The 21,773-nt window shown below is 45.5% G+C and carries 16 protein-coding genes and 1 pseudogene; 13 read left to right on the top strand and 4 right to left on the bottom strand.

Annotation, left to right across the window (positions count from 1 at the left end):
- Positions 1-34: 34 nt before the first annotated feature.
- From QT992_RS18330 to QT992_RS33645, 3 genes and pseudogenes are all read right to left on the bottom strand, one after another.
- Positions 35-901 carry a HEAT repeat domain-containing protein gene (locus tag QT992_RS18330; protein WP_333377437.1) on the bottom strand — a complete coding sequence of 289 codons (867 nt, stop codon included), beginning with the start codon at positions 899-901 and terminating at the stop codon, positions 35-37.
- 191 nt (positions 902-1,092) lie between these two features.
- A complete protein-coding gene (locus tag QT992_RS18325) occupies positions 1,093-1,341 on the bottom strand; it encodes a type II toxin-antitoxin system MqsA family antitoxin (protein WP_333317091.1) in 249 nt (82 codons plus the stop codon).
- 4 nt (positions 1,342-1,345) lie between these two features.
- Positions 1,346-1,525: pseudogene (locus QT992_RS33645) on the bottom strand (DUF4258 domain-containing protein); the annotation flags it as partial.
- A 171-nt stretch (positions 1,526-1,696) separates the two neighbouring features.
- Between QT992_RS33645 and QT992_RS18320 the strand changes: the two are divergent.
- The 13 genes from QT992_RS18320 (at position 1,697) to QT992_RS18260 (ending at position 19,916) form a co-directional block, all read left to right on the top strand.
- Positions 1,697-2,509, top strand: a complete 813-nt coding sequence (locus QT992_RS18320) for an ABC transporter ATP-binding protein (RefSeq protein ID WP_333377434.1) — start codon at positions 1,697-1,699, stop codon at positions 2,507-2,509.
- 152 nt (positions 2,510-2,661) lie between these two features.
- Complete coding sequence (locus QT992_RS18315) at positions 2,662-3,399, top strand: ABC transporter ATP-binding protein (RefSeq protein ID WP_333377432.1); 738 nt, start codon at positions 2,662-2,664, stop codon at positions 3,397-3,399.
- Positions 3,396-4,256 carry an EamA family transporter gene (locus QT992_RS18310; RefSeq protein WP_333377430.1) on the top strand — a complete coding sequence of 287 codons (861 nt, stop codon included), beginning with the start codon at positions 3,396-3,398 and terminating at the stop codon, positions 4,254-4,256. The genes QT992_RS18315 and QT992_RS18310 overlap by 4 nt, the downstream gene beginning before the upstream one ends.
- A 345-nt stretch (positions 4,257-4,601) precedes the next feature.
- A complete protein-coding gene (gene cobN, locus QT992_RS18305) occupies positions 4,602-8,984 on the top strand; it encodes a cobaltochelatase subunit CobN (RefSeq protein WP_333377428.1) in 4,383 nt (1,460 codons plus the stop codon).
- Between the two features lie 85 nt (positions 8,985-9,069).
- Complete coding sequence (locus QT992_RS18300) at positions 9,070-10,884, top strand: hypothetical protein (RefSeq protein WP_333336946.1); 1,815 nt, start codon at positions 9,070-9,072, stop codon at positions 10,882-10,884.
- 463 nt (positions 10,885-11,347) lie between these two features.
- Complete coding sequence (locus QT992_RS18295; protein WP_333317104.1) at positions 11,348-12,268, top strand: NAD(+) kinase; 921 nt, start codon at positions 11,348-11,350, stop codon at positions 12,266-12,268.
- A 321-nt stretch (positions 12,269-12,589) separates the two neighbouring features.
- Complete coding sequence (locus QT992_RS18290) at positions 12,590-13,075, top strand: hypothetical protein (RefSeq protein WP_333377426.1); 486 nt, start codon at positions 12,590-12,592, stop codon at positions 13,073-13,075.
- Between the two features lie 169 nt (positions 13,076-13,244).
- A complete protein-coding gene (locus QT992_RS18285) occupies positions 13,245-15,221 on the top strand; it encodes a carbamoyltransferase (RefSeq protein ID WP_333377424.1) in 1,977 nt (658 codons plus the stop codon).
- A gap of 205 nt (positions 15,222-15,426) precedes the next feature.
- On the top strand, positions 15,427-15,834 hold the full coding sequence (locus QT992_RS18280) for an SxtJ family membrane protein (protein WP_333317110.1): 408 nt from the start codon (positions 15,427-15,429) through the stop codon (positions 15,832-15,834).
- Positions 15,835-15,999, top strand: a complete 165-nt coding sequence (locus tag QT992_RS18275; RefSeq protein WP_190657062.1) for a DUF5989 family protein — start codon at positions 15,835-15,837, stop codon at positions 15,997-15,999. It begins immediately after the preceding gene.
- Between the two features lie 4 nt (positions 16,000-16,003).
- Positions 16,004-17,239, top strand: coding sequence for an SGNH/GDSL hydrolase family protein (locus QT992_RS18270; protein WP_333377422.1), 1,236 nt, complete (start codon positions 16,004-16,006; stop codon positions 17,237-17,239).
- Positions 17,240-17,252: 13 nt separating this feature from the next.
- Positions 17,253-18,578, top strand: a complete 1,326-nt coding sequence (locus QT992_RS18265; protein ID WP_333336937.1) for a hypothetical protein — start codon at positions 17,253-17,255, stop codon at positions 18,576-18,578.
- 6 nt (positions 18,579-18,584) lie between these two features.
- Positions 18,585-19,916, top strand: a complete 1,332-nt coding sequence (locus QT992_RS18260; protein WP_333336935.1) for a hypothetical protein — start codon at positions 18,585-18,587, stop codon at positions 19,914-19,916.
- A gap of 270 nt (positions 19,917-20,186) precedes the next feature.
- Here the strand turns inward: QT992_RS18260 and QT992_RS18255 are convergent, their stop codons facing one another.
- Positions 20,187-21,521 (bottom strand): hemolysin family protein, encoded by a 1,335-nt coding sequence (locus QT992_RS18255; RefSeq protein WP_333336933.1) that lies wholly within the window; start codon positions 21,519-21,521, stop codon positions 20,187-20,189.
- Positions 21,522-21,773 lie beyond the last annotated feature (252 nt).

Below are 21,773 nucleotides of genomic sequence, written 5' to 3'. Positions count from 1 at the left end.
CTTTCAGCAAGACAATTAGCTGCCGCAGTGCAGTTTAAGCTTTTGCACGGATTTTATTCAAAGCAGAGGCTGTACTACTACGCACATTTGGATTGGAGTCTTTCAGCAAGACAATTAGCTGCGGCAGTGCAGTTTTAGCTTCTGCACCGATACTTCCCAAAGCATTGGCTGCACTACTACGCACAGTTGCATCTGAGTCTTGAAGCAGGGAAATTAGCTGTGGCACAGCAGTTTTAACTTCTGCACGCATCCTTGCCAAAGCATAGTCTGCACGGCTACGCACGTTTGCATCGGAGTCTTTCTGCAACAGAATTAGCTGCGGCAGTGCAATTTTAGCTTCTGCACCGATACTTCCCAAAGCATTGGCTGCACTACTACGCACAGTGGCATCGGAGTCTTTCAGCAACAGAATTAGCTGCGGCACAGCAGTTTTAGCTTCTGCACCCATCCTGCCCAAAGCATAGTCTGCACGGCTACGCACAGTTGCATCGGAGTCTTTCAGCAACAGAATTAGCTGCGGCAGTGCAATTTTAGCTTCTGCACCAACCGGCACATCTGAGTCTTTCAAGGTTTTGACAAAGGCAGGAATAGCAGGAAGACCAATTTGTCTTAGAACCTCAGCAGCACTCTGGCCGACTGACAAATTCTGATCCTGCAAAGCTTCCATCCTATCAGGGATGGCGGGTTCACCTCTTTTTCGTAACAGCTTAATAGCTGCATCAAGTGCCGTTTCATTGTTAGTCTTTAACTTGTCGGTGAGGGAGGCAATCTGTTTGGGATTAGCTGTGGGTTCGTCCCCAATTCCAGCCGCAGCATTGCGAGTCAACAGCAAAGGCGATGTGAAAGATAGAAACGAGAGGGCAATTACGGCAGCTAATCTTTGTCGGCAGTGCTTAGTCATGGGCTAGAATCCTTGTGTTTGATGAGCCGTCTCAGCCATTTGAATAATTGTGTATACATTCTCATCAAACTGTTTCAGGACTCCGGGGCATCTAAATTTGTGCTTGTCCGTGGTGAAATCGATCGCCCTAAATACTGCTTAAAAAGGGGGACTTTAAGAACATTCCGGTTTTCCCCCTAAAAAACAATTCTTTACGTGTAACTCTTGCTTGGAATTTCAATATATGAATCCGGCTTTTCATTCTGTTGATGAATAGCAAAGAAACGGCGCTCAATTTCCTTTAGAACTGCTGCATCATAATAAATCATGCCACACTCAAGACAAATCTCTACTGGCGTGTTAGGAACTAGCAAGTATTTACCTTGATGACTGTAAAGGTAATTAATTTTACGTTCCTCAGAGCGGTTGCTACCGCAGGTATTGCATCGGATTTCTCGCATGGGTCTATCCTCTATCTCTAGGGTTAATAAAATTGGGGGGACTGGGAATATATACAGTTATAATTGCTACTCTTTCACCGCGCCAACCACAGACTATATGAATAGGAATCTCACCTGCATAACCTAATATTAGACAACTTTCACCTCGACCAGTGTTAGGATATTGCTCAAGGATCTCTCCGTTGAGTAAAGCTTCCTAAACCTGAGTAAAGGTTAACCCATCAGCCTGACGCTCGATATCTCCATGACCTGTGTAAACATAGAGATTTTGGCGAACTATTGCTTGAATTTCCTCTACTTTCATTTATACTTAAGTCTAAGGCCTAATTAGATAATCACTATTTTATCATATTTGATGATTTCCGAACCCCTTACCCTCTCAACCAGCAATCCTGTTTTAGCAGCCAAAGGATTAACCCGTCGCTTTGGCGGTTTAATTGCTGTAAACAACGTATCTTTTACAGTTGAAAAACACGAAATTTTTGGATTAATCGGCCCTAACGGCGCGGGCAAGACAACTCTATTTAATCTAATGACTGGACTGATACCTGCTTCTAGTGGCAACCTGATTTATCAAAATGAAAATATTTCCCAATTGAAGCCTTATCAAATTGCCAATAAAGGTATTGCCAGGACTTTTCAAAATATCCGGTTGTTTGGGGAACTTTCTGCTTTGGAAAATGTGGCGATCGCCCGACACATCCACAGTCGATCGGGCAATCCAGTTTTATCGGTGCTGGCGGGGATTTTCGGCTTGCCAGCATCTAACGCAATGGAACGCAAAACCCAGCGGAAAGCCTTAGAATTGTTGGATTTAGTCGGATTGGGCGATCGCGCGGGCGAACAAGCCAAAAACTTGCCCTACGGCGACCAGAGGCGCTTAGAAATTGCTCGCGCTTTAGCCCTAGAACCGCAAATACTCTTGTTAGATGAACCAGCAGCGGGGATGAATCCCAATGAAAAGCACAAATTAAGCGAATTTATCCGCGAAGTGCGCCAACAATTTAATTTAACTGTAATATTGATCGAGCATCATGTACCGCTAGTTATGGGATTGTGCGATCGCATTGCCGTCTTGCATTTCGGTCAGCTTATTGCTTTGGGCGAGCCTGCTATTGTCAGGAACGATCCTGCTGTGATTGAAGCTTATTTGGGAGATGAAAGTTAGATATAGCGAAATTAGATAAAACTAACACCTTGCACCATTATCACGCATTCTGTAGGGGCGGGTTTCACCAACAATAACTGCCTAAGACCAATAATTTCATAAACCCGCCCCCACCCAACGGTAAATCGGAATCTACCTCAAAGTCACACAAAATGCACGACACCCCGCCAGAAAAAACCCAAAACATCCTCTTAGAACTCAAGAATCTTTCTGTAAATTATGGTGGCATTCAAGCCATACAAAATATTAATCTCACGATTAATGCAGGCGAGGTTGTCAGTCTCATTGGTGCCAACGGTGCGGGCAAAAGTACCACCCTGAGAGCGATTTCTAAAATAGTTAATATACACCAAGGACAAATTATTTATAACGGGCGCGACATTAGTCGCCGCCAAGCTCACGAAGTTGTGAAATTGGGAATCGCCCACAGTCCAGAAGGGCGGCGGGTTTTGGCGCAGCAAACGGTGTTAACTAACTTAGAATTGGGGGCCTATATTCGATCGGACTCGGCGGCAGTAAAAGCCGATTTAGAGCGCCAATTTGAGATATTTCCCCGCCTAGCAGAAAGGCGCCGTCAGCTAGCAGGAACCCTCAGCGGCGGGGAACAGCAAATGCTGGCGATCGCCCGTGCTCTGATGTCGCGCCCGAAGCTGCTATTATTAGACGAACCCAGTTTAGGCTTAGCACCTGCGATCGTCAAAGAAATTTTTGCAATTATTCAAAACCTCCGCTCCACAGGCGTTACAATTCTTTTAGTCGAACAAAACGCCAGTTTAGCACTGCAAATTGCCGATCGGGGTTACGTGCTAGAAGCTGGTAACATTACTCTCACAGGTATTGGAGCAGATTTGCTAAACGACGAGCGAGTCAGGAGCGCATATTTAGGATGACTTGGTTAATTTTAGGACTCTTGACCGCTTTTTTTGAAGCCGTCAAAGACGTTTTTGGGAAACAAAACCTCAAAAAAAGTGACGAATATGTCGTCGCTTGGTCTCTCTCATTTTTTTCAGTCATCTTTTTGATTCCCTGGGTAGTTTATACAGGAATTCCGACATTAAACTCTCAATTTTGGCTCGCCCTATTAATCGGAGGTAGCATCAACGCTGTCACATCCCTCCTCTACATCAAAGCCATCAAAGTATCAGATTTATCCCTAACACTACCGCTGGTAGCTTTGACACCATTATTTATGTTGGTAACTTCACCGTTAATTGTCGGTGAATACCCCAAACTTTTTGATTATATTGGCATTTTACTAATCGTAGGAGGCTCTTATTTATTAAATATAAAAGAGAAATCTAAAGGATATTTAGCCCCATTCAAAGCACTCCTGGATGAACCAGGGCCAAAATTGATGTTAATCGTCGCATTGCTATGGAGTATTGCCTCAAATTTTGACAAAATAGGAGTTACAAATTCCTCCCCTATTTTTTGGTTATTCTCTTTGTTTGGTACAATCAGTGTCTTGCTACTGCCAGTTTTATTGCACAAAACCCCAAATCCAGGGCGAAAAATTCTCAAACAATTACCAATGCTAGCTGCTATGGGGTCTTTCAATGCTATTGGAGTGCTTTTTCAAATGCAAGCTTTGACATTAACTTTCGTAGTGCAAGTGATCGCGATTAAGCGTACTAGCGTGTTAATGGGTGTATTGTTCGGTCATTTAATTTTTAAGGAAAAAGATATTCAACAAAGATTATTAGGGGCCGGAATCATGATTTTGGGAGTTTTATTTATCAGTTTATAGGTTGAGATTTCCCGGACTTTGACCACGAATTTCTTGAGGGTATTCGCCACGTGATTTATCCGTGGAATCAATCCAAAATCGAAAATCGAAAATCACTTATTGCCCCCGCATTTATCTCGCGCAAGTAAATCTAAAATCTAAAATCTAAAATCTAAAATCGATTGACGCTCATTCTCCCCCCGAATTTAGGGGCGGTGCGACCCCTACTCCCCGTGCCCGCCCTCTCTCGGTTGGGCGGGGATGTCCGGGTTGAGAAACAAGCCCTAGCCTTTATTTATCTATAAGTCATGTTATACTCAAGGCGATCGCACTTTCTCTCACTATTTATTAAGATAAAAAAAATTAATGCACAAAATAGCAGCCACACCCGGAGGTTGGAACCCTCAAGCAGAAGGAGTAATTTTTATTCAGCAAACCCCAGCACCAATAGTATTTATTAGTGCTGCTGACACCGACATTCAAACACTCGCAGCCGCCGCATCCAAAATGCCGGCAAAATTCCCCAAAGTGCGGGCAGTAAACCTGCTTCAGTTGCAGCAACAACTAACAATTGATACTTATGCCGAGGAAGTTTTAGAACGCGCAGAGGTAATAATCTTAAGACTTTTAGGAGGGCGTTCTTATTGGTCTTACGGGTTAGAAATTCTGCGAGAAACGGTGCAAAAAACTAACGCCTCACTGATTGTAATGCCGGGAGAAGACAGTCCCGATCCCGATTTAATCAGCCATTCAAATGTATCGCTATCAGCAGTCAATAAACTGTGGCGTTACTTCACAGAAGGCGGAGTCCAAAACTTTGTTAACGCACTCAAATTTGCAGCCGATACTTGCCTGAAAACTGCTTACAATCCACCCCTACCTCAAACAGTTTCCCGCGTCGGAATTTATGATTGGGGCGGACAGGCGCGGGCGTGTTTTGCAACTTTACAACCAGATTCATATCCCCCTAAATCCCCCTTAACAAGGGGGACTTTGACAACTTCTTCCTCCCCCCTTGCTAAGGGGGGCTGGGGGGGATCTCCGGGTTTACCAACCGACGCTGCTCCCCCTAAATCCCCCTTAACAAGGGGGACTTTGACAACTTCTTCCTCCCCCCTTCTTAAGGGGGGCTGGGGGGGATCTCCGGGTTTATCACCAGATTCAGAGCCCCCTAAATCCCCCTTAACCAGGGAGACTTTGACAACTTCTTCCTCCCCCCTTCTTAAGGGGGGCTGGGGGGGATCTCCGGGTTTACCAACCGACGCTGATCCCCCTAAATCCCCCTTAACCAGGGAGACTTTGACAACTTCTTCCTCCCCCCTTCTTAAGGGGGGCTGGGGGGGATCTCCGGGTTGGGAAACACTCCCTAAAGGGCACGGGGAGGGCGGGCACGGGGGCACCGCCCCTACGGTTGGAATTTTATTTTATCGCGCTCATTACTTATCAGGAAACTTAGCACCAATTGATGCACTTTGTCAAGCTCTCTCAGAGCGAAACTTAGTACCGGTTCCCGTCTTTGTATCTTCTCTGCGGGAACCAGATTTGCAAATAGAATTGCTAGAGTATTTTCAACCAAAAGAATCAGAACCAATTCAATTATTGCTCAATACCACAAGTTTTGCAGTCTCCGGTTTCAGCAGTCAAGAACCGGAACAAAACAGCTTAAAATCCTTAGATGTTCCTGTATTGCAAGCAATATTCAGCGGTGGCGGTTTGGAACAGTGGGAAACGGAACTTCAGGGACTTTCGCCCCGGGATGTGGCGATGAATGTAGCATTGCCGGAAGTAGACGGAAAAATCATTACTAGGGCTGTTTCTTTTAAAGCCGTACAGACTTGGAACAGCGAATTAGAAACAGATGTAGTAGGCTATGTAGCAGCGGGCGATCGCATTTCATTTGTAGCAGATTTAACCGCGAATTGGGTGAAAATGAAACAAACCCCAGCCGCTAACAGACGCATCGCCATAATTCTAGCAAATTACCCCACTCGCAACGCCCGCTTAGCCAACGGCGTCGGCTTAGATACACCCGCTAGCTGTGTCGAAATCCTCAAAGCTATGCAGCAAGCTGGGTATCAAATTGAAAACATCCCCGCTAGCGGCAACGAGTTAATTGAACTCCTGACTTCGGGCGTGACAAATGACCCGGAAGGACGCGAATTGCGGCCTGTTCATCAATCTTTGGATTTGGCAGAATATGAAGAATATTTTGCTAGTTTGCCGCAGGAAGTGCAAGATGGGATTTGTAAAAGATGGGGGATTCCGGGAAGCTATGCACAAGACTTTATAAGTAACAATACGTCTTTTCCGATTCCGGGGATTCAGTTCGGTAATGTATTTGTAGGAATTCAACCATCGCGGGGATATGAAATTGACCCTAGTTTGAACTATCATGCACCCGACTTAGAACCAACTCACAATTATCTAGCTTACTATTACTGGCTGCGCGAAAAGTTGGGAATTGACGCTATAATTCATGCTGGAAAACACGGCAATTTAGAATGGCTTCCCGGTAAAAGTATAGCATTGTCTAACAAATGTTATCCAGAAGTAGCGTTAGGCGCGATGCCGAATTTTTATCCATTCATTGTCAACGATCCGGGGGAAGGTTCCCAAGCAAAAAGACGATCGCAAGCCGTGATTATCGACCACCTGACACCGCCGATGACTCGCGCCGAACTCTACGGGCCTTTGCAGCAGTTGGAAACCTTAATTGATGAGTATTGCGAAGCCCAAAGTTTAGATCCGTCCAGATTGCCCATGATTCGCGATCGCATTCTCGCCCTCACCAACAAAGAAAACTTAGATAAAGACTTAGGAATACAACTAAATAAATCGGAATTTACAGAATTTATTACCCGCACAGACGGCTATCTTTGCGAACTCAAAGAATCCCAAATTCGCGACGGATTGCACATTTTCGGGCAGTGTCCCGAAGGTAGACAGTTGAGAGATTTGATAATTGCGATCGCCCGCCATCCCACCAACGGGCGATCGGGCTTAACCCGCGCCCTAGCAGAAGACTCAGGCTACGATTTCGACCCCTTAACCTGCGATCCAACGTCGATAATTCAGCAGCGCACAGCAGGCGATTTAACAGCCGAACTCGAAGAAAAAGCCGCTGAATTAGTAGATAACTTAATCGAAAACCTTCGGGTTAATCCGCGTTCATCTGCGGTAAAAAATATCCAAATAGGAGAATCCACCCAACAAGAATTAGACTGGATCAATAACTATCTTTTACCATCACTCCTCCAAACAAACCAAGAAATTACCAACCTTTTGCGCGGACTAGATGGGAGGCACATACCCAGCGGCGCATCCGGCGCGCCCACTCGCGGCAGACCAGATGTATTGCCCACCGGCCGCAATTTTTACTCAGTGGATATCCGCGCCATTCCCACAGAAACCGCCTGGAGAGTTGGCAGAGTTGCTGCTGAAACTTTAATCGAAAGGTACACCCAAGAAAACGGCGAATATCCGAAAACTTTGGGTTTGTCAGTGTGGGGAACATCCACCATGCGGACGGGGGGAGACGACATCGCCGAAGCCTTGGCGCTGATAGGAGTTCAACCAGTTTGGGATGGCCCTTCGCGCCGGGTTGTAGATTTTGAAATCTTGCCAGTTTCTGTTTTGGGGCGACCGCGCGTTGATGTTACTTTGCGAATTTCTGGCTTTTTCCGCGATGCTTTTTTTAATTTAATTGATTTGTTTGATAGTGCGGTAAAAGCTGTGGCAGATTTAGACGAATCTGCAGAAGACAACCCTTTAGCCGCACAAGTTAAGGAAGAGATTTTGTATTGGGAATCTACAGGTTTGAGTCAGGAAGAGGCGCAAGGGCGATCGCAATTTCGAGTCTTTGGCTCAAAACCAGGTGCTTACGGCGCAGGACTTCAAGGCATAATTGAAGCTCAAAACTGGACAGACGACAGCGATTTAGCAAAAGCTTACATTAATTGGAGCAGTTACGCCTATACAAGTACCCCCCCAACCCCCCCTTATCAAGGGGGGGCTAAATCTAATTCTTCTCCTTTACAACCAGAGAATACCCCCCCAACCCCCCCTTATCAAGGGGGGGCTCAATCTAATTTCTCTCCTTTACAAGGAGGGGCTAATTCCAACTCTTGTCCCCCCCCTTTACAAGGGGGGGCTAGGGGGGGTGAATGGGGATGTTCTGCACCCGAAGCATTTGAACAACGCCTCGGCCAAATGCAAATAGTTCTGCAAAACCAAGACAACCGCGAACACGACATCCTCGACTCCGACGATTATTATCAATTCCAAGGCGGAATGACGGCCGCAATCCGCAATTTGCAAGGCAAAAATCCTGAAACCTATTTCGGCGACAACTCGATTCCTGAAAATCCGAAAGTGCGGCAACTGCGAGAAGAAATTGCGCGGGTTTATCGCAGCAGGGCTGTGAATCCCAAATGGATAGAAGGTGCGATGCGACACGGTTATAAAGGTGCTTTTGAAATTGCAGCAACTGTTGATTTTTTGTTTGCTTACGATGCTACGGCAAATTGTGTAGAGGATTTTATGTATGAAGGAATCGCAGAGGCTTACATTTTTGATGAAAAAGTGCAAACATTTATTCAAGAAAACAATCCTTGGGCACTGCGAGATATGGCGGAAAGATTGCTAGAAGCTCGTCAGCGGGGGTTGTGGCAGAGTGCGAACCAGGATACATTGGATAAATTGAGGTCGATCGCCCTGCAAGCCGAAGCAGTCATCGAATCCCATACATAAATACTCAAAACGTCACCATCGCGGCTGCCGAGGAATGGCCGCTTGCGATAATATCTAGTAATGTTTCGCGATCGCTGAAAGCTTTATGATTCGCCGCTACATTGCTAGCATCAGCACCAGCATCCTCAAACGTACCTGCGCCGCCGCCGCTGTATTAGCCGTAACTTTGGGATGTTCGTCAACGAAGCCGCCCAACACCGCAGCGCCATCGGGTTCGATCGAGGAATCCGCCGTCCTAGCGCAGTCCCCAACGTCTCTGTTAGCTCAAAACCGCAACAAAACCAGAAAATCCCTCAGCCTTCCCTCTTGCGCGCAAAACGACGCCTTCACGGAGTCAGTTAACTTTGCCACCCAAGCTTCTAATTTGGCTCAATCAGCCAATTCAAAAGAAGACTGGGACGAAGTAGCAGCCCTGTGGGTGCAGGCCGTCGCCTGGATGCAAGCGGTTCCCCCCGGCAGTCCCAGGCGGGCTTTTGCTGAGAAAAAAGTGGTGGAGTACATGAGAAACCTGGTTTATTCCCAACAGCAAGCGAGCGCAACCCGATCGCAAGCCAGTACAGTCAGCTTCAGCAGCGATTTACTCAACGAACAACTCGAACTTTACCTATCCTACGTTGCCGCAGTCGGCCCACCAGATGTTTTGATTGTCGGCAGTTCCCGCGCATTGCAGGGCGTAGATCCCAAACAGCTAAAACAATCTTTGGCCCAAAGGGGCCGTCCGGGCTTAAAAGTATTTAACTTTTCAGTCAACGGCGCAACTGCACAAGTAGTTGACTTTCAACTGCGGCGGCTTTTGAAGCCGGATCATTTGCCTCAAATGATTGTCTGGGCGGATGGTGTGCGCGCATTTAACAGCGGCCGGGACGATCGCACTTTTAATTCGATCGTCGATTCTGAAGGCAGCCAACTTATAGCCGCAGGCGTTCGCCCCGAACTGCCGTCGGATGAACCAAATGTGATTCCCCAGTGTTACAGATTCCCGCAGCCCTGCGCTAAAAATACTTTCCGCAAAGCATTGGCATCTGTCGATCGACCTTTCAGGACGGGATCTGGGGCCCACCCCACAATCAAATTCCTGTCCAGTGGAACGGGCATCTTGCCCGTTGCTGAGAATGCAGCAGGCGGGCAAGATGCCCAACCCCTACTCCCCAAAATCAAATCCCTCTCTAGTGGAACGGGCATCTTGCCCGTTGCTAACACCCAACCCCTACTCCCCAAAATCAAATTCCTATCTAGTGGAACGGGCATCTTGCCCGTTGCTAACACCCAACCCCTACTCCCCACAATCAAATCCCTCTCTAGTGGAACGGGCATCTTGCCCGTTGCTGAGAATGCTGCAAGATATGAGTTAAAACCGATCGCAGCGGATGCAGCCACCCAAAAACCACAAGTGATTCCAGTCTCGCGGCCGACAACAGTAGCCATCAGACAACTTAACCAATTGGCAGATTCGATCGACTCCAACGGATTCATGGCTATGTCGGGCAAGTACAATCCCAACACTTATTATCGACAACGCGCTTACGTTTCAGGCCAGTACGATCGCGACTACGAAAACTTCAACCTCGGAGGCAAACAAGCAGCAGCCTTTAATTCAGTTGTAGCATTTACCAAAGCTCGAAAAATTCCCCTGATTTTCGTCAATTTGCCCCTCACCGACGACTACTTAGACGGAACTCGCCTGCGGGCAGAACAGCAGTTCCGGCAGCGAATGCAGCAACTCTCGCGGCAAAAAGGCTTCGCTTTCCGCGACTTGTCGCAGCGGTGGCCGGGCCGCAACGACTATTTTTTGGACCCCAGCCACCTCAACCGCTTTGGGGCGAGCGCAGTTTCTAGCCTACTCGCGGCCGATTCCAGCATTATCTGGCCGCGGCCCAAATCCAGCCGCACCGAGGGGTAAAACCATTTTCGATTTTCGATTTTCGATTTTCGATTAAAGAATTGGGAATGACTGATTTCGATTTTCGATTTTCGATTAAAGTATGGGAAATGACTGATGAGATAAGGGTTTGCAGCTTTCCCAAAATGGGAGGACTTTTTGGAATTGCTATAAACCAGAGGGAGAGTCTCCGAGGGGAGATGCCCTGTGGCATCGGAATAATATTTTTCCGAGTACAGTGCGATCGTCCCGGTCGCGGCACTTGCGTTTAAAATCTAATCATCTAAAATCCCACATCGAAAATCTCAAATCGATGTGCACTGCGATCGTCCCGGTCGCGGCACTTCAGTTTAAAATCTAATCATCTAAAATCCCAAATCGAAAATCTCAAATCGATGTGCACTGCGATCGTCCCGGTCGCGGCAATTCAGTCTAAAATCTAATAATCTAAAATCTAAAATCTAAAATCTAAAATCGATAGGTTGTGCAACTAAAACAAGTAATTATCGCCCACAAAGCCAGAGATACCCTCAGCCAGCGGTGGGCAGAACAGTGTGCCCGCCAATTAGAAAGTCGCGGGTGTCAGGTTTTAATGGGGCCGAGTGGCCCCAAAGATAACCCGTATCCGGTGTTTTTAGCTTCTAGTAACAGCCCCATTGATTTAGCGGTGGTGCTGGGCGGCGACGGTACGGCCCTAGCTGCGGCGCGGAATTTGGCTGCTGACGGCATCCCGATTTTGGCAGCCAATGTGGGGGGACATCTGGGTTTTTTAACCGAGTCTTTTGATGATTTCCAAAATACTGAGGAGATATGGGACAGACTTTTGGAAGACAGGTATGCTGTGCAGACGCGGATGATGTTGCAGGCAACAGTTTTTGAGGGAAACAGAACCAATCTCGAACCCCAAAGCGATCGATTTTTGGCACTAAATGAAATGTGTGTCAAACCTGCTTCAGCCGATCGAATGCCGAGCTGTATTCTAGAAATGGAAGTTGACGGCGAAGTAGTCGATCAATATCAAGGCGACGGTTTAATTGTGGCAACACCCACCGGTTCGACTTGCTACACCGCATCTGCCAACGGGCCGATAATGCACTCTGGAATGGAGGCGATCGCAGTTACTCCGATTTGCCCTTTGAGTTTATCTAGTCGGGCGATCGTACTCCCGCCCGGTTCAGTCGTCAGCATTTGGCCTTTAGCAGATTACGAACTCAGTACCAAACTCTGGACAGACGGCATTTTGGGTACTGCAATTTGGCCAGGACAGCGCGTAGACGTGCGGAGGGCAGACTGCGAAGCCAAGTTTATCATTTTGCGGGAAAACTATTCTTATTTCAACACTTTGAGGGAAAAACTTCACTGGGCAGGAGCCAGAATTCGGTACAGCAACAATCACCGCAATTAATCCCAATCATCCACCATTAATTATTAATCTGTAGGGGCGGGTTTTACCAACAATAATCGCCTAAAATCAATAATCTCATAAACCCGCCCCCACAAGGCGATAAATCGCAATTTACATTTTTATGCTTCGACCGAAAGAAAGGTTGATATGGGTTATTAGTTGTGTGGGGGCGGGTTTATATAGATGGTTTGCGGTCATTAAATATTATTCGTAAAACCCGCCCCTACAGGATGCTATTTTACAGGCAAAACCCACCTTACCCAACCCATAATCTCTGTACTTTGTTAAGATCGCTCAATATCTTGACAAACAGCCTGATCTATGCAGATTTCCAAAAAATCAACCCGACCTTTCAACCCTCAAGATACATATCCCTGTCCCGTGTGCCGCACCGGTCAAATTTCCACCCTAGCACTGATGGACGCCCTAGCTTGCAACTTCTGCCAGCACATTTATACCGCAAGCGTTGAAAGACAATCGCTCCAAATGGCCGATCGCCAACCGCCCGTAAGCTGGCACTGGAATGGTAAACAGTGGATAGGAGCCCACCTCGAAGGCGTAGAATTCGGATGGCCCTACTTGGCAGCGGCTTTGGGTCTAATTTTCCTTCCCACCACCTTGCTGGGACTTTCAGCTTACTATTTTCCCCCGGTTCCCGGCAGCCGGTTGTCGTGGCTGCCCCTAGCTTGGACAGGCTTAGCTTTTTTGTCCCATTTAGGCATTGTGCTGTGGTTGATAGGTGAATTTTATCAATTCCCGGTAGTAACTTACTTCAGAGCTTGGGGGCGCAGGATACGCCGGCGCTAGCTTAAATGCTCTCTAACAGCCGATCGTCCGAGGGCGGCCCACCGACATCGATCCAGGTAAAATTAGAGGCGATCGCAAAATTCAATTCCCAATCAGCCCTGAAGCAGCTATAATCGTTAGCTATTCTAAATAGTCAAAAGCAAACGCATTGCGATTTGTGAGGAGAGCGATGAACATACTTGGAATCTCGGCGTATTATCACGACAGCGCCGCAGCCTTAATTCGCGACGGAGAAATTATAGCAGCAGCGCAGGAAGAAAGATTTTCCCGCAAAAAGCATGACGCCAGATTCCCTAAGAATGCGATCGCTTATTGCTTGAAAGAAGCGAACATAGATTTGCGGGAACTCGATCGAATAGTTTTTTACGACAAACCTTTAGTCAAATTCGAGCGCCTTCTCGAAACCTATTTAGCCTACGCACCCCAAGGTTTTCGCTCTTTCCTAGCCGCCATGCCGATATGGCTCAAAGAAAAGCTTTACCTCAAAACCATGCTCAAAAGAGATTTGGCAGCAATAGCAAACTGCAAAACGAATAAACTGCCATCTCTGCTATTTACCGAACACCACCAATCCCACGCAGCATCCGCATTTTTCCCCAGCCCGTTTCAAAAAGCAGCCGTTTTGTGCCTCGACGGCGTGGGCGAGTGGGCCACAACCTCGGTTTGGTTGGGAGACGGGAACCAACTTACACCTCAGTGGGAAATCGATTTTCCCCACTCCTTGGGTTTGCTTTATTCAGCTTTCACCTATTACACCGGCTTCAAAGTCAACTCTGGGGAATACAAACTCATGGGTTTAGCTCCTTATGGCGAACCCAAGTATGTAGACAAGATTCTCAACTATTTAATCGACCTCAAAGATGACGGAACTTTTCGTTTGAACATGGATTATTTCAACTATACAGTTGGCTTAACCATGACAAACAAGAAGTTTGACGAACTATTTGAAGGGCCGCCGCGTCAAGCTGAAGGAAAATTGACTCAGCGAGAAATGGACATTGCAGCTTCCATTCAAGTTGTTACCGAAGAAGTTGTTTTGCGGCTGTGCAGAACAGTTAAAAAAGAATTGGATGTCGATTATCTTTGTATGGCCGGCGGCGTTGCTCTCAACTGTGTTGCTAACGGCAGACTCTTGCGGGAAGGTATTTTCAAAGATATTTGGATTCAGCCGGCGGCGGGAGATGCTGGCGGTGCTTTGGGCGCGGCTTTGGCGATTTGGTATCAGTATTGCGAACAAACTCGCACTGTGAGCGCGAACTCGACAGCAAATAGTATAGAATCCCTCAAAACTGAGCTTGTCACTACAAACGCAGCGGTTGAGGAGAGGACTGAAGTTCTCACTGCCAACCAAGCAGTAGCAACTGTGGCGAAGTCTGTTGCTCATTTAACTTGTCACGATCAAATGCGGGGCTCATATTTGGGGCCGAGGTTTACTGACGCAGAAATTCTCGAATATTTGGATGCTGTCAAAGCCAGCTATCACCGATTGGATGATGCCGAATTAATGCCGCAGTTGGCGGAAATTTTGGAACAGGGAAATGTGGTGGGATGGTTCCAAGGGCGGATGGAATTTGGGCCGCGGGCTCTGGGCGGTCGATCGATCGTGGGCGATCCCCGCAGTGCTAAAATGCAGTCCGTGATGAACCTGAAAATTAAATATCGGGAATCTTTTCGACCTTTTGCGCCGTCAATCTTAGCCGAGCGAGTTGCGGATTATTTCGAGATTGACCATTCTAGCCCTTATATGCTATTAGTAGCACCTGTCAAATCCAGTCTCCGCATTCCCATGACTGCGGAACAAGAGCAGTTGTTTGGCATTGAAAAGCTCAACATTCCGCGTTCCGAGATTCCGGCTGTTACCCACGTCGATTACTCGGCTCGCATTCAAACTGTTCACAAAGAAACCAATCCTCGCTACTATGACTTAATCAGCCATTTTGAAAAGCGATCGGGCTGTTCTATTGTGGTAAATACTTCTTTCAACGTGCGAGGCGAACCCATTGTTTGCACTCCAGAGGATGCTTACCGCTGTTTCATGCGAACCGAAATGGACTATCTGGTTTTGGAAAATTACTTGCTTCCCAAGTCCGAACAAATTCCTTGGAAACAAGATGATGCTTGGAAAAATGAATTTGAACTAGATTAGTCAGTTGACAGTTGACAGTTGACAGTTGACAGTTGACAGTTGACAGTTGACAGTGGTTATTAATAATTCTTGTTTACTGGTTATTGCTTATTAGCAAACGCAGGCAAGTAAAAACTGACAACTAACAACTGACAACTAACAACTGACAACTAACAACTAACAACTGACAACTAACAACTGACAACTAACAACTGACAACTGACTAATGAGCGACGAAATTAAAAAACTCGACAAAAAAGGCTTGCGCGATTTCGGGCTGCTAATTGGCGGCTTGATTGCAGTGCTGTTCGGTTTAGCAGTACCTTTACTGCGGCGGCATTCTCTACCTTGGTGGCCTTGGGCAATCTGCGGAGTGATGGTGCTGCTAGCATTGGTGGCGCCGAAATCGCTGAATCCCGTTTATCACGCGTGGATGCGCTTTGGACTTATTCTTAACAAAATCGAAACGCCGATCGTCCTAGGGATAGTTTTTTACCTGATAATTTGGCCGATGGGAGTGATCAAAAACATTTTCGGCGAAGATGCAATGCGCCGAAAACTCAATCCTAAAATGGATACTTACCGCGTCCCAAGTAAAGCCCGAACAAAAGTTAGTATGGAGCGTCCTTTCTAAGTGTTTGAAGCAACTTTAGATTTTCTCAAAGATTTGTGGGCGTTTATGAAAGAACGCCAAAAGTATTGGCTGTTGCCGCTCATTGTGACTTTAGTCTTTTTGGGAGCTTTGATTGTATTGAGTCAGGGTTCTGTGATTGCTCCATTTATTTACACGCTGTTTTGAAATAATGAGCAAGTTGAAAAATTTGGGTGTCAATTTGGGTTTGACACTCGGCGGTTTATTGATGGGGGTGGTAATTGGTGAAATTGGATTGCGGGTAGCGAGGATTGAAGGCTATCCCAAAATAGGAGATTTCGCAGACTCGGCGCCGACTGGTTTTCACACTGCCGATCCGAATTTGGGCTGGAAGCTGAAACCTGGTGCGTCGGGGGAGTGGAATGAGGAAGGTGCGAGTTTTGTGCAGGTGAATAGCGAGGGTTTGCGCGATGATCGTGAACATACAAAAGCAAAACCTCCAAATACTTTGCGCGTTGCGGTTTTGGGCGATTCTTTCACCGAAGCAATTCACGTACCTGTCGAACAAACTTTCTGGTCAAAATTGGAACGAAAGTTAGGCAACTGCGAAGCTGTTAAGGGACGGAAAAATGTTGAGGTCATGAATTTCGGGGTGCAGGGCTACAGTACAGCTCAAGCATTGATAATGCTGCGAAAAAAAGTGTGGGATTACAATCCTGATATTGTAATTCTTGCTTTTTTTATTGGGAATGATGTGATTAACAATTCGCCGCAATTGGAATATGACCTTTACCGACCATTTTTTGCTTATGATGCTAGTGGCAAATTAGTACCGGATATGTCTTTTCGCAATCGGGCGCCGATCGATCGCAACGAAAGAGCAGTTTCCTTCGTAGACCGAATGCCCAGTTTGATCGTCAACAATTCGCGCATTTTGCAGGTTATTAAAAAAGTAGACTTAGAAAGGAAAAAGCGCGAGTTATCTGAGGATTTTACCGCTTTAAGTACCCAAAACCTCAAGGAACCTCAGAATGCAGCTTGGCAAGAGGCTTGGAGGGTGACAGAGGGTTTGATTGTGACGATGCGGAATGAAGTCGTGCAGAAAAAGGCTGATTTCTTGGTTGTGACGATCGGCGATCCGATCCAAGTTAGACCCGATGCCGAGAGGCGAAAAAATTTTATGAGAAAGAACAACATTCAGGATTTGTTTTATCCCGATAGGCGACTGGAAAAATTGGGCGCGCGCGAGGGTTTTCGGGTACTGAATTTATCCGAACAGATCCAAAGTTACACGGAAAAATATCAAGTCTGCGCCCACGGTTTTGAGAATTCTGTACCCTGTGGGGGTCACTGGAATGAACTCGGACACCGGCTGGCCAGTATCCTGATTAACCGAAATTTGTGCCAACAATTGAAGCAGTCTCTACTTCCCAAAAAACAACCGTAATTAGTCAAATTTCATGAAAGATTCAACGGCGCTCGAAAAAGGCAAAAATATATTAATTATAATCGCGGCTAATTTGGCGATCGCCTTTATTTGTCTGGAAGCTTTATCGCTAGCTTTTTATTTTGTCAACCAAAAGCAGTTTTTTTATACCAGAACTAAAACCAAAGAAAAAGTAGTAGAAGATATTGAAAGGCTCGGCATTAGACTTGATGAATCTATCGTAGAAAGACTGCACCCACTTTTTGGCTACGTCCTAAAACAAGGTGCTTTCACCAATGAAAAATTAAAGTTAAAAGTCAACAAACACGGCTTTTTTTCCCTCTACGAATATCCCTTTGTTAAAACCAATAAAAATCAAGTTATTATCGGAGTTTTTGGGGGTTCAGTGGCGAATAATTTTGCAGTTTCTGAATACGTAAATCGCCGATTGTCTAACAAATTGAAGACTTATCCAGAATTTGCCAACAAAGAAATTATTGTTTTAAATTTTGGCAATGGCGGCTACAAACAGCCCCAACAATTATTAATTTTAAATTACTTTCTGGCTTTGGGTCAAGAATTAGATTTAGTCATCAATATTGACGGTTTTAACGAAGTAGCACTGTCAAATTTAAACAACAAAGCTCAAGTTGAAATAGGAATGCCCAGCGTTCAGCACATACAGCCTCTGACTGGTTTAGCGAACAACAACTTGTCGCCGGAAGCGATGAGCTCGATCGTGCAAATTAACGAAAACAAAAAACAATTGAAAGCAGGTATTGACAAATTGCAAACTTGTCAACTTGCTTTGTGTCACGCTGTCACCTCCCTACAGGTGAAACAATTAGTCAACAATTACCAGCAAGCAGTTGTCAAGTACGATTCGCAAGTCAAACCATCCAACCCAGACACGGCAAATAGCAGTATAGTGTACATTCCCAAAGCTGACTCTGTTTTGCAGGATGCCGCTGCTTTTGACAAAATGGCATCGATCTGGTACCAATCGTCGATCGGGATGAATCAAATTTTATCCAGTAGAAAGATTAAGTATTTTCACTTTATCCAGCCCAACCAGTATTATCCCACTAAGCGAGCGTTTACCGCCAAGGAAAACGAAATCGCGATCGACCAGAAGAGTCCTTACATTGAAGGGGTGAAAAAAGGTTATCCGGTGTTGTTGTCCAAAGTCGATGATTTGCAAAAAGCTGGGGTTAATATTTTTAGTGCAGTGAATATTTTAGACAATACCAAAGAGACTGTTTACAAAGATGCGTGCTGCCACTATAATTCAGTCGGAGACGAAGTATTTGCAAATTATGTTTCCAGTTCTATTATTAAAGTAGTCAGGGAGTCGAAATAGAGGTTTATGAAAGATTTAAAATTTCTCAAAAAGGGACAAGAAGTTCTCAAGATAACTTTGATTAACTTAGCGCTTTTACTGGTTTTCCTGGAACTCGGTTCATTGGGATGGTATTTTGTCAAGCACAAGCAATTTTTCTATACTAGAGAAAAGGTGCAAAATAAGTCGGATTTAGGAATTAATTTAGAAGGAGTGCGGCTGAATCAGTCTATTGTTGAAAGGTTTCATCCTTTTTTCGGCTTTATTCAACAACCAGGCCCCGATTTTCGCCCTGGTTTTAAAATTAACAATTACGGATTTATCTCTCCTTACGATTACCCTTTGAAAAAAAACCAGAAAAATCAATTTATTATCGGAGTTTTTGGCGGTTCTGTGGCTTCTAATTATGCAGTATTTGAAGTTCAAAATAAAATTTTACCTCAATACCTCAAGCAGCTTCCTGGTTTGAAAGATAAAGAATTTGTAATTTTGTCTTTTGCTACCGGAGGCTACAAACAACCCCAGCAATTATTAATTTTAAACTATTTTTTGGCTTTAGGGCAAGAACTGGATATGGTCGTCAATATAGATGGTTTTAATGAAGTAGCACTTTCTAACTTAAACAATAAAAATCAAGTCGATTTGGCGATGCCAAGTATTCAGCATATTTTGCCGCTGACTAGCTTGGCGAATAATAGCCTTTCTACAAAAGCGATGAAAGCAACTATCAGAATCCAAGAAAATAAAGCTAGGATTAGTCAGGGTTTGGAACGTTTGCAAAACTGCTCTTTAGCTGCGTGCGATGCTTTGACTTCTGTTTACGTTCAAAATTTAGTGAATAATTATAAAACAGATGTCATTAAGTTTGAAAAAGAACGGACTAAACAAAAAAAAGATGACGGCGGCAGCGTGGTTTATATCAATCTTAACAATTCTGTTATAAAAGATGATGCTGCTTTTGAACAAATGGCCCAGAATTGGGCGAAAAGTTCAATTTTTATGCAAAAAGTGCTGTCTGCTAGTAAGGTGCCTTATTTTCATGTTCTTCAGCCTAATCAATATTATCAGACGAAAAGGGTGTTTGGTGAAGCCGAAAAGCAGATTGCTTTTAACAAGGATACTCCTTATGCTAAAGCTGTGCAAATTGGATATCCGGCTCTTTTCAAGAAGTTTCCTACATTGGAAAAAAATAATATCAATCTAGTGAATGCTGTCAATGTTTTTGACAAGACTAAAGATGCTGTTTATGTAGATAGCTGCTGCCACTACAATCAAGCTGGAGAGGTAGTTTTTAGCAATTATGTGGGCCGTTCTATTCTGGAAGCTTTGCGGAAGGATGAAAGAAAAAACAAGAAGTGATATTATGTCTGGTTGATTCGTTATTGTACAATTTGCTAACTCGTAGGGGCGGGTTCACCAACAATATATAACGATAACCAACAATATATAAAAACCCGCCCCACTCACCAATAATTCACATCAACCTGATATTTATATTTAATTCCTAAATGTAGGTGATGATTTATCGTTGGGTGGGGGCGGGTTTTTGAGATTGTTTGTTTCCGGCGATGAGGGTTGGTGAACCCGCCCCTACGGGTATTATGTCGATGGATTAAAATTACATGGTTTTTAGTTTTGGGTTTTTGGCTGGCTGGGGGAGCGATCGCCCGCTGAGTCGATCGGCATTACCAATATCTTATCAACTCGATTCCCGTCCATATCGACTACTTCCACGCGCAAACCGTTCCACTCAAAATGCTCGGCTGCTGTGGGAATTTTGCCCAAATTGGTAATCACAAAACCGCCCATTGTGTGGTAACTTCCTTTGTGTTCGGCTGACTCTTCGATTCCAAACAGCTCAAAAAAATCTTCGACTGCTAGCATTCCGTCTAACAGCCAAGAACCGTCTTCACGCTGCACGGCTTCCGGCTCGTCAGCATCTTCAATCGAGGGAAAGTCGCCAACGAGTTCGACTAAAATGTCGTTGACTGTAACCAATCCTTGAATGACGCCGTATTCGTCTACTACCAAAGCAATTTGATTGCTAGATTGTTTGAAAAGTTCTAATACTTTTAAACCCCGCGTGCTTTCCGGTACAAATAACGGTCGTCGTAAAGAAGCGCTTAAATCTAGCGGTTGACCAGTTAAATTCCGAGACAGCATATCAGTAACGTGTACTAAACCGACAACGTTGTCGAGCCCTCCCTGACACACGGGAAACCGAGAATGACCGCTGCCGAGCATTTTTTGGCGGTTTTCTTCCACTGAGTCGTCGAGGTCGAGCCAGGTAAGATCGGGACGCGGGGTCATTAAGGCGCTGACTCGCCGATCGCCCAAACGAAACACTCTTTCCACCATATCTTGTTCGGCTTCTTCAAAGGTTCCGGCTTCTGTTCCTTGCTCGATTAAAACTTTAATTTCCTCTTCTGTAACTTGCGGTTCTGTCGAGGGCGATATCCTCATCAGTCGCATCACTAAGTCAGTGGAATGACTTAACAGATAAACCGCAGGAGCGCCAATTTTTGAGAGCATTCGCATGGGAATTGCTACGCTTGAGGCGATCGGCTCCGGGTTGTTGAGTGCCAGCCGCTTCGGCACGAGTTCGCCGATAATTAAGGTCAGATAAGTGATGGTTAAAACTGCTACTACTGAGGCGATCGTCTTAGAGTAGGGCGCGAGGGCAGGAATCAGCCGCAACAAAGGCTCTACCCTTCTAGAAATCGTCGTTTCTCCGAAAGCGCCCGACAGAATGGCCAGCATCGTAATCCCGATTTGAACTGTCGGCAAGAACTGATTGGGGGCATTAGCCAGATCCAAGGCTACGCGGGCATTGGCTGAACCTTGGTTGGCCATCTGTTGCAGTCTCACCTTCCGTACAGAGATGATGGCCATCTCTGACATCACAAACAAGCCATTGAGGAAAATTAGCAGGAGAACAATCAGAATATCGGTACTTGGGGACATTTCTAAAATTTTCGGTAGTAACGGCGAAGCGCTGTGCCCGGTTAGTCGATTTTAGATTTTAGATTTTAGATTTTAGATTGACGACGCCGCCAGTATCTGGGGGATTTCCCTAATGTCTAAAATTCTTCGATCTTCACAACTTGAGTACGTGGCAGGGTATCCGTCTTTGGGTGCAGTCACCAAAAAACTGGGTCTGAAGCCCCGTCCTTATAGGACGGCTTTACATTGAATTAAATCCCCTTTCGGGGTCGG

Origin of the sequence: Microcoleus sp. T3_D1, from assembly GCF_036700405.1 — a bacterium.
Lineage (GTDB): Bacteria > Cyanobacteriota > Cyanobacteriia > Cyanobacteriales > Microcoleaceae > Microcoleus.
The sequence above is the reverse complement of the archived record's forward strand: the minus strand, read 5'-3'. Positions and strand labels throughout refer to the sequence as shown.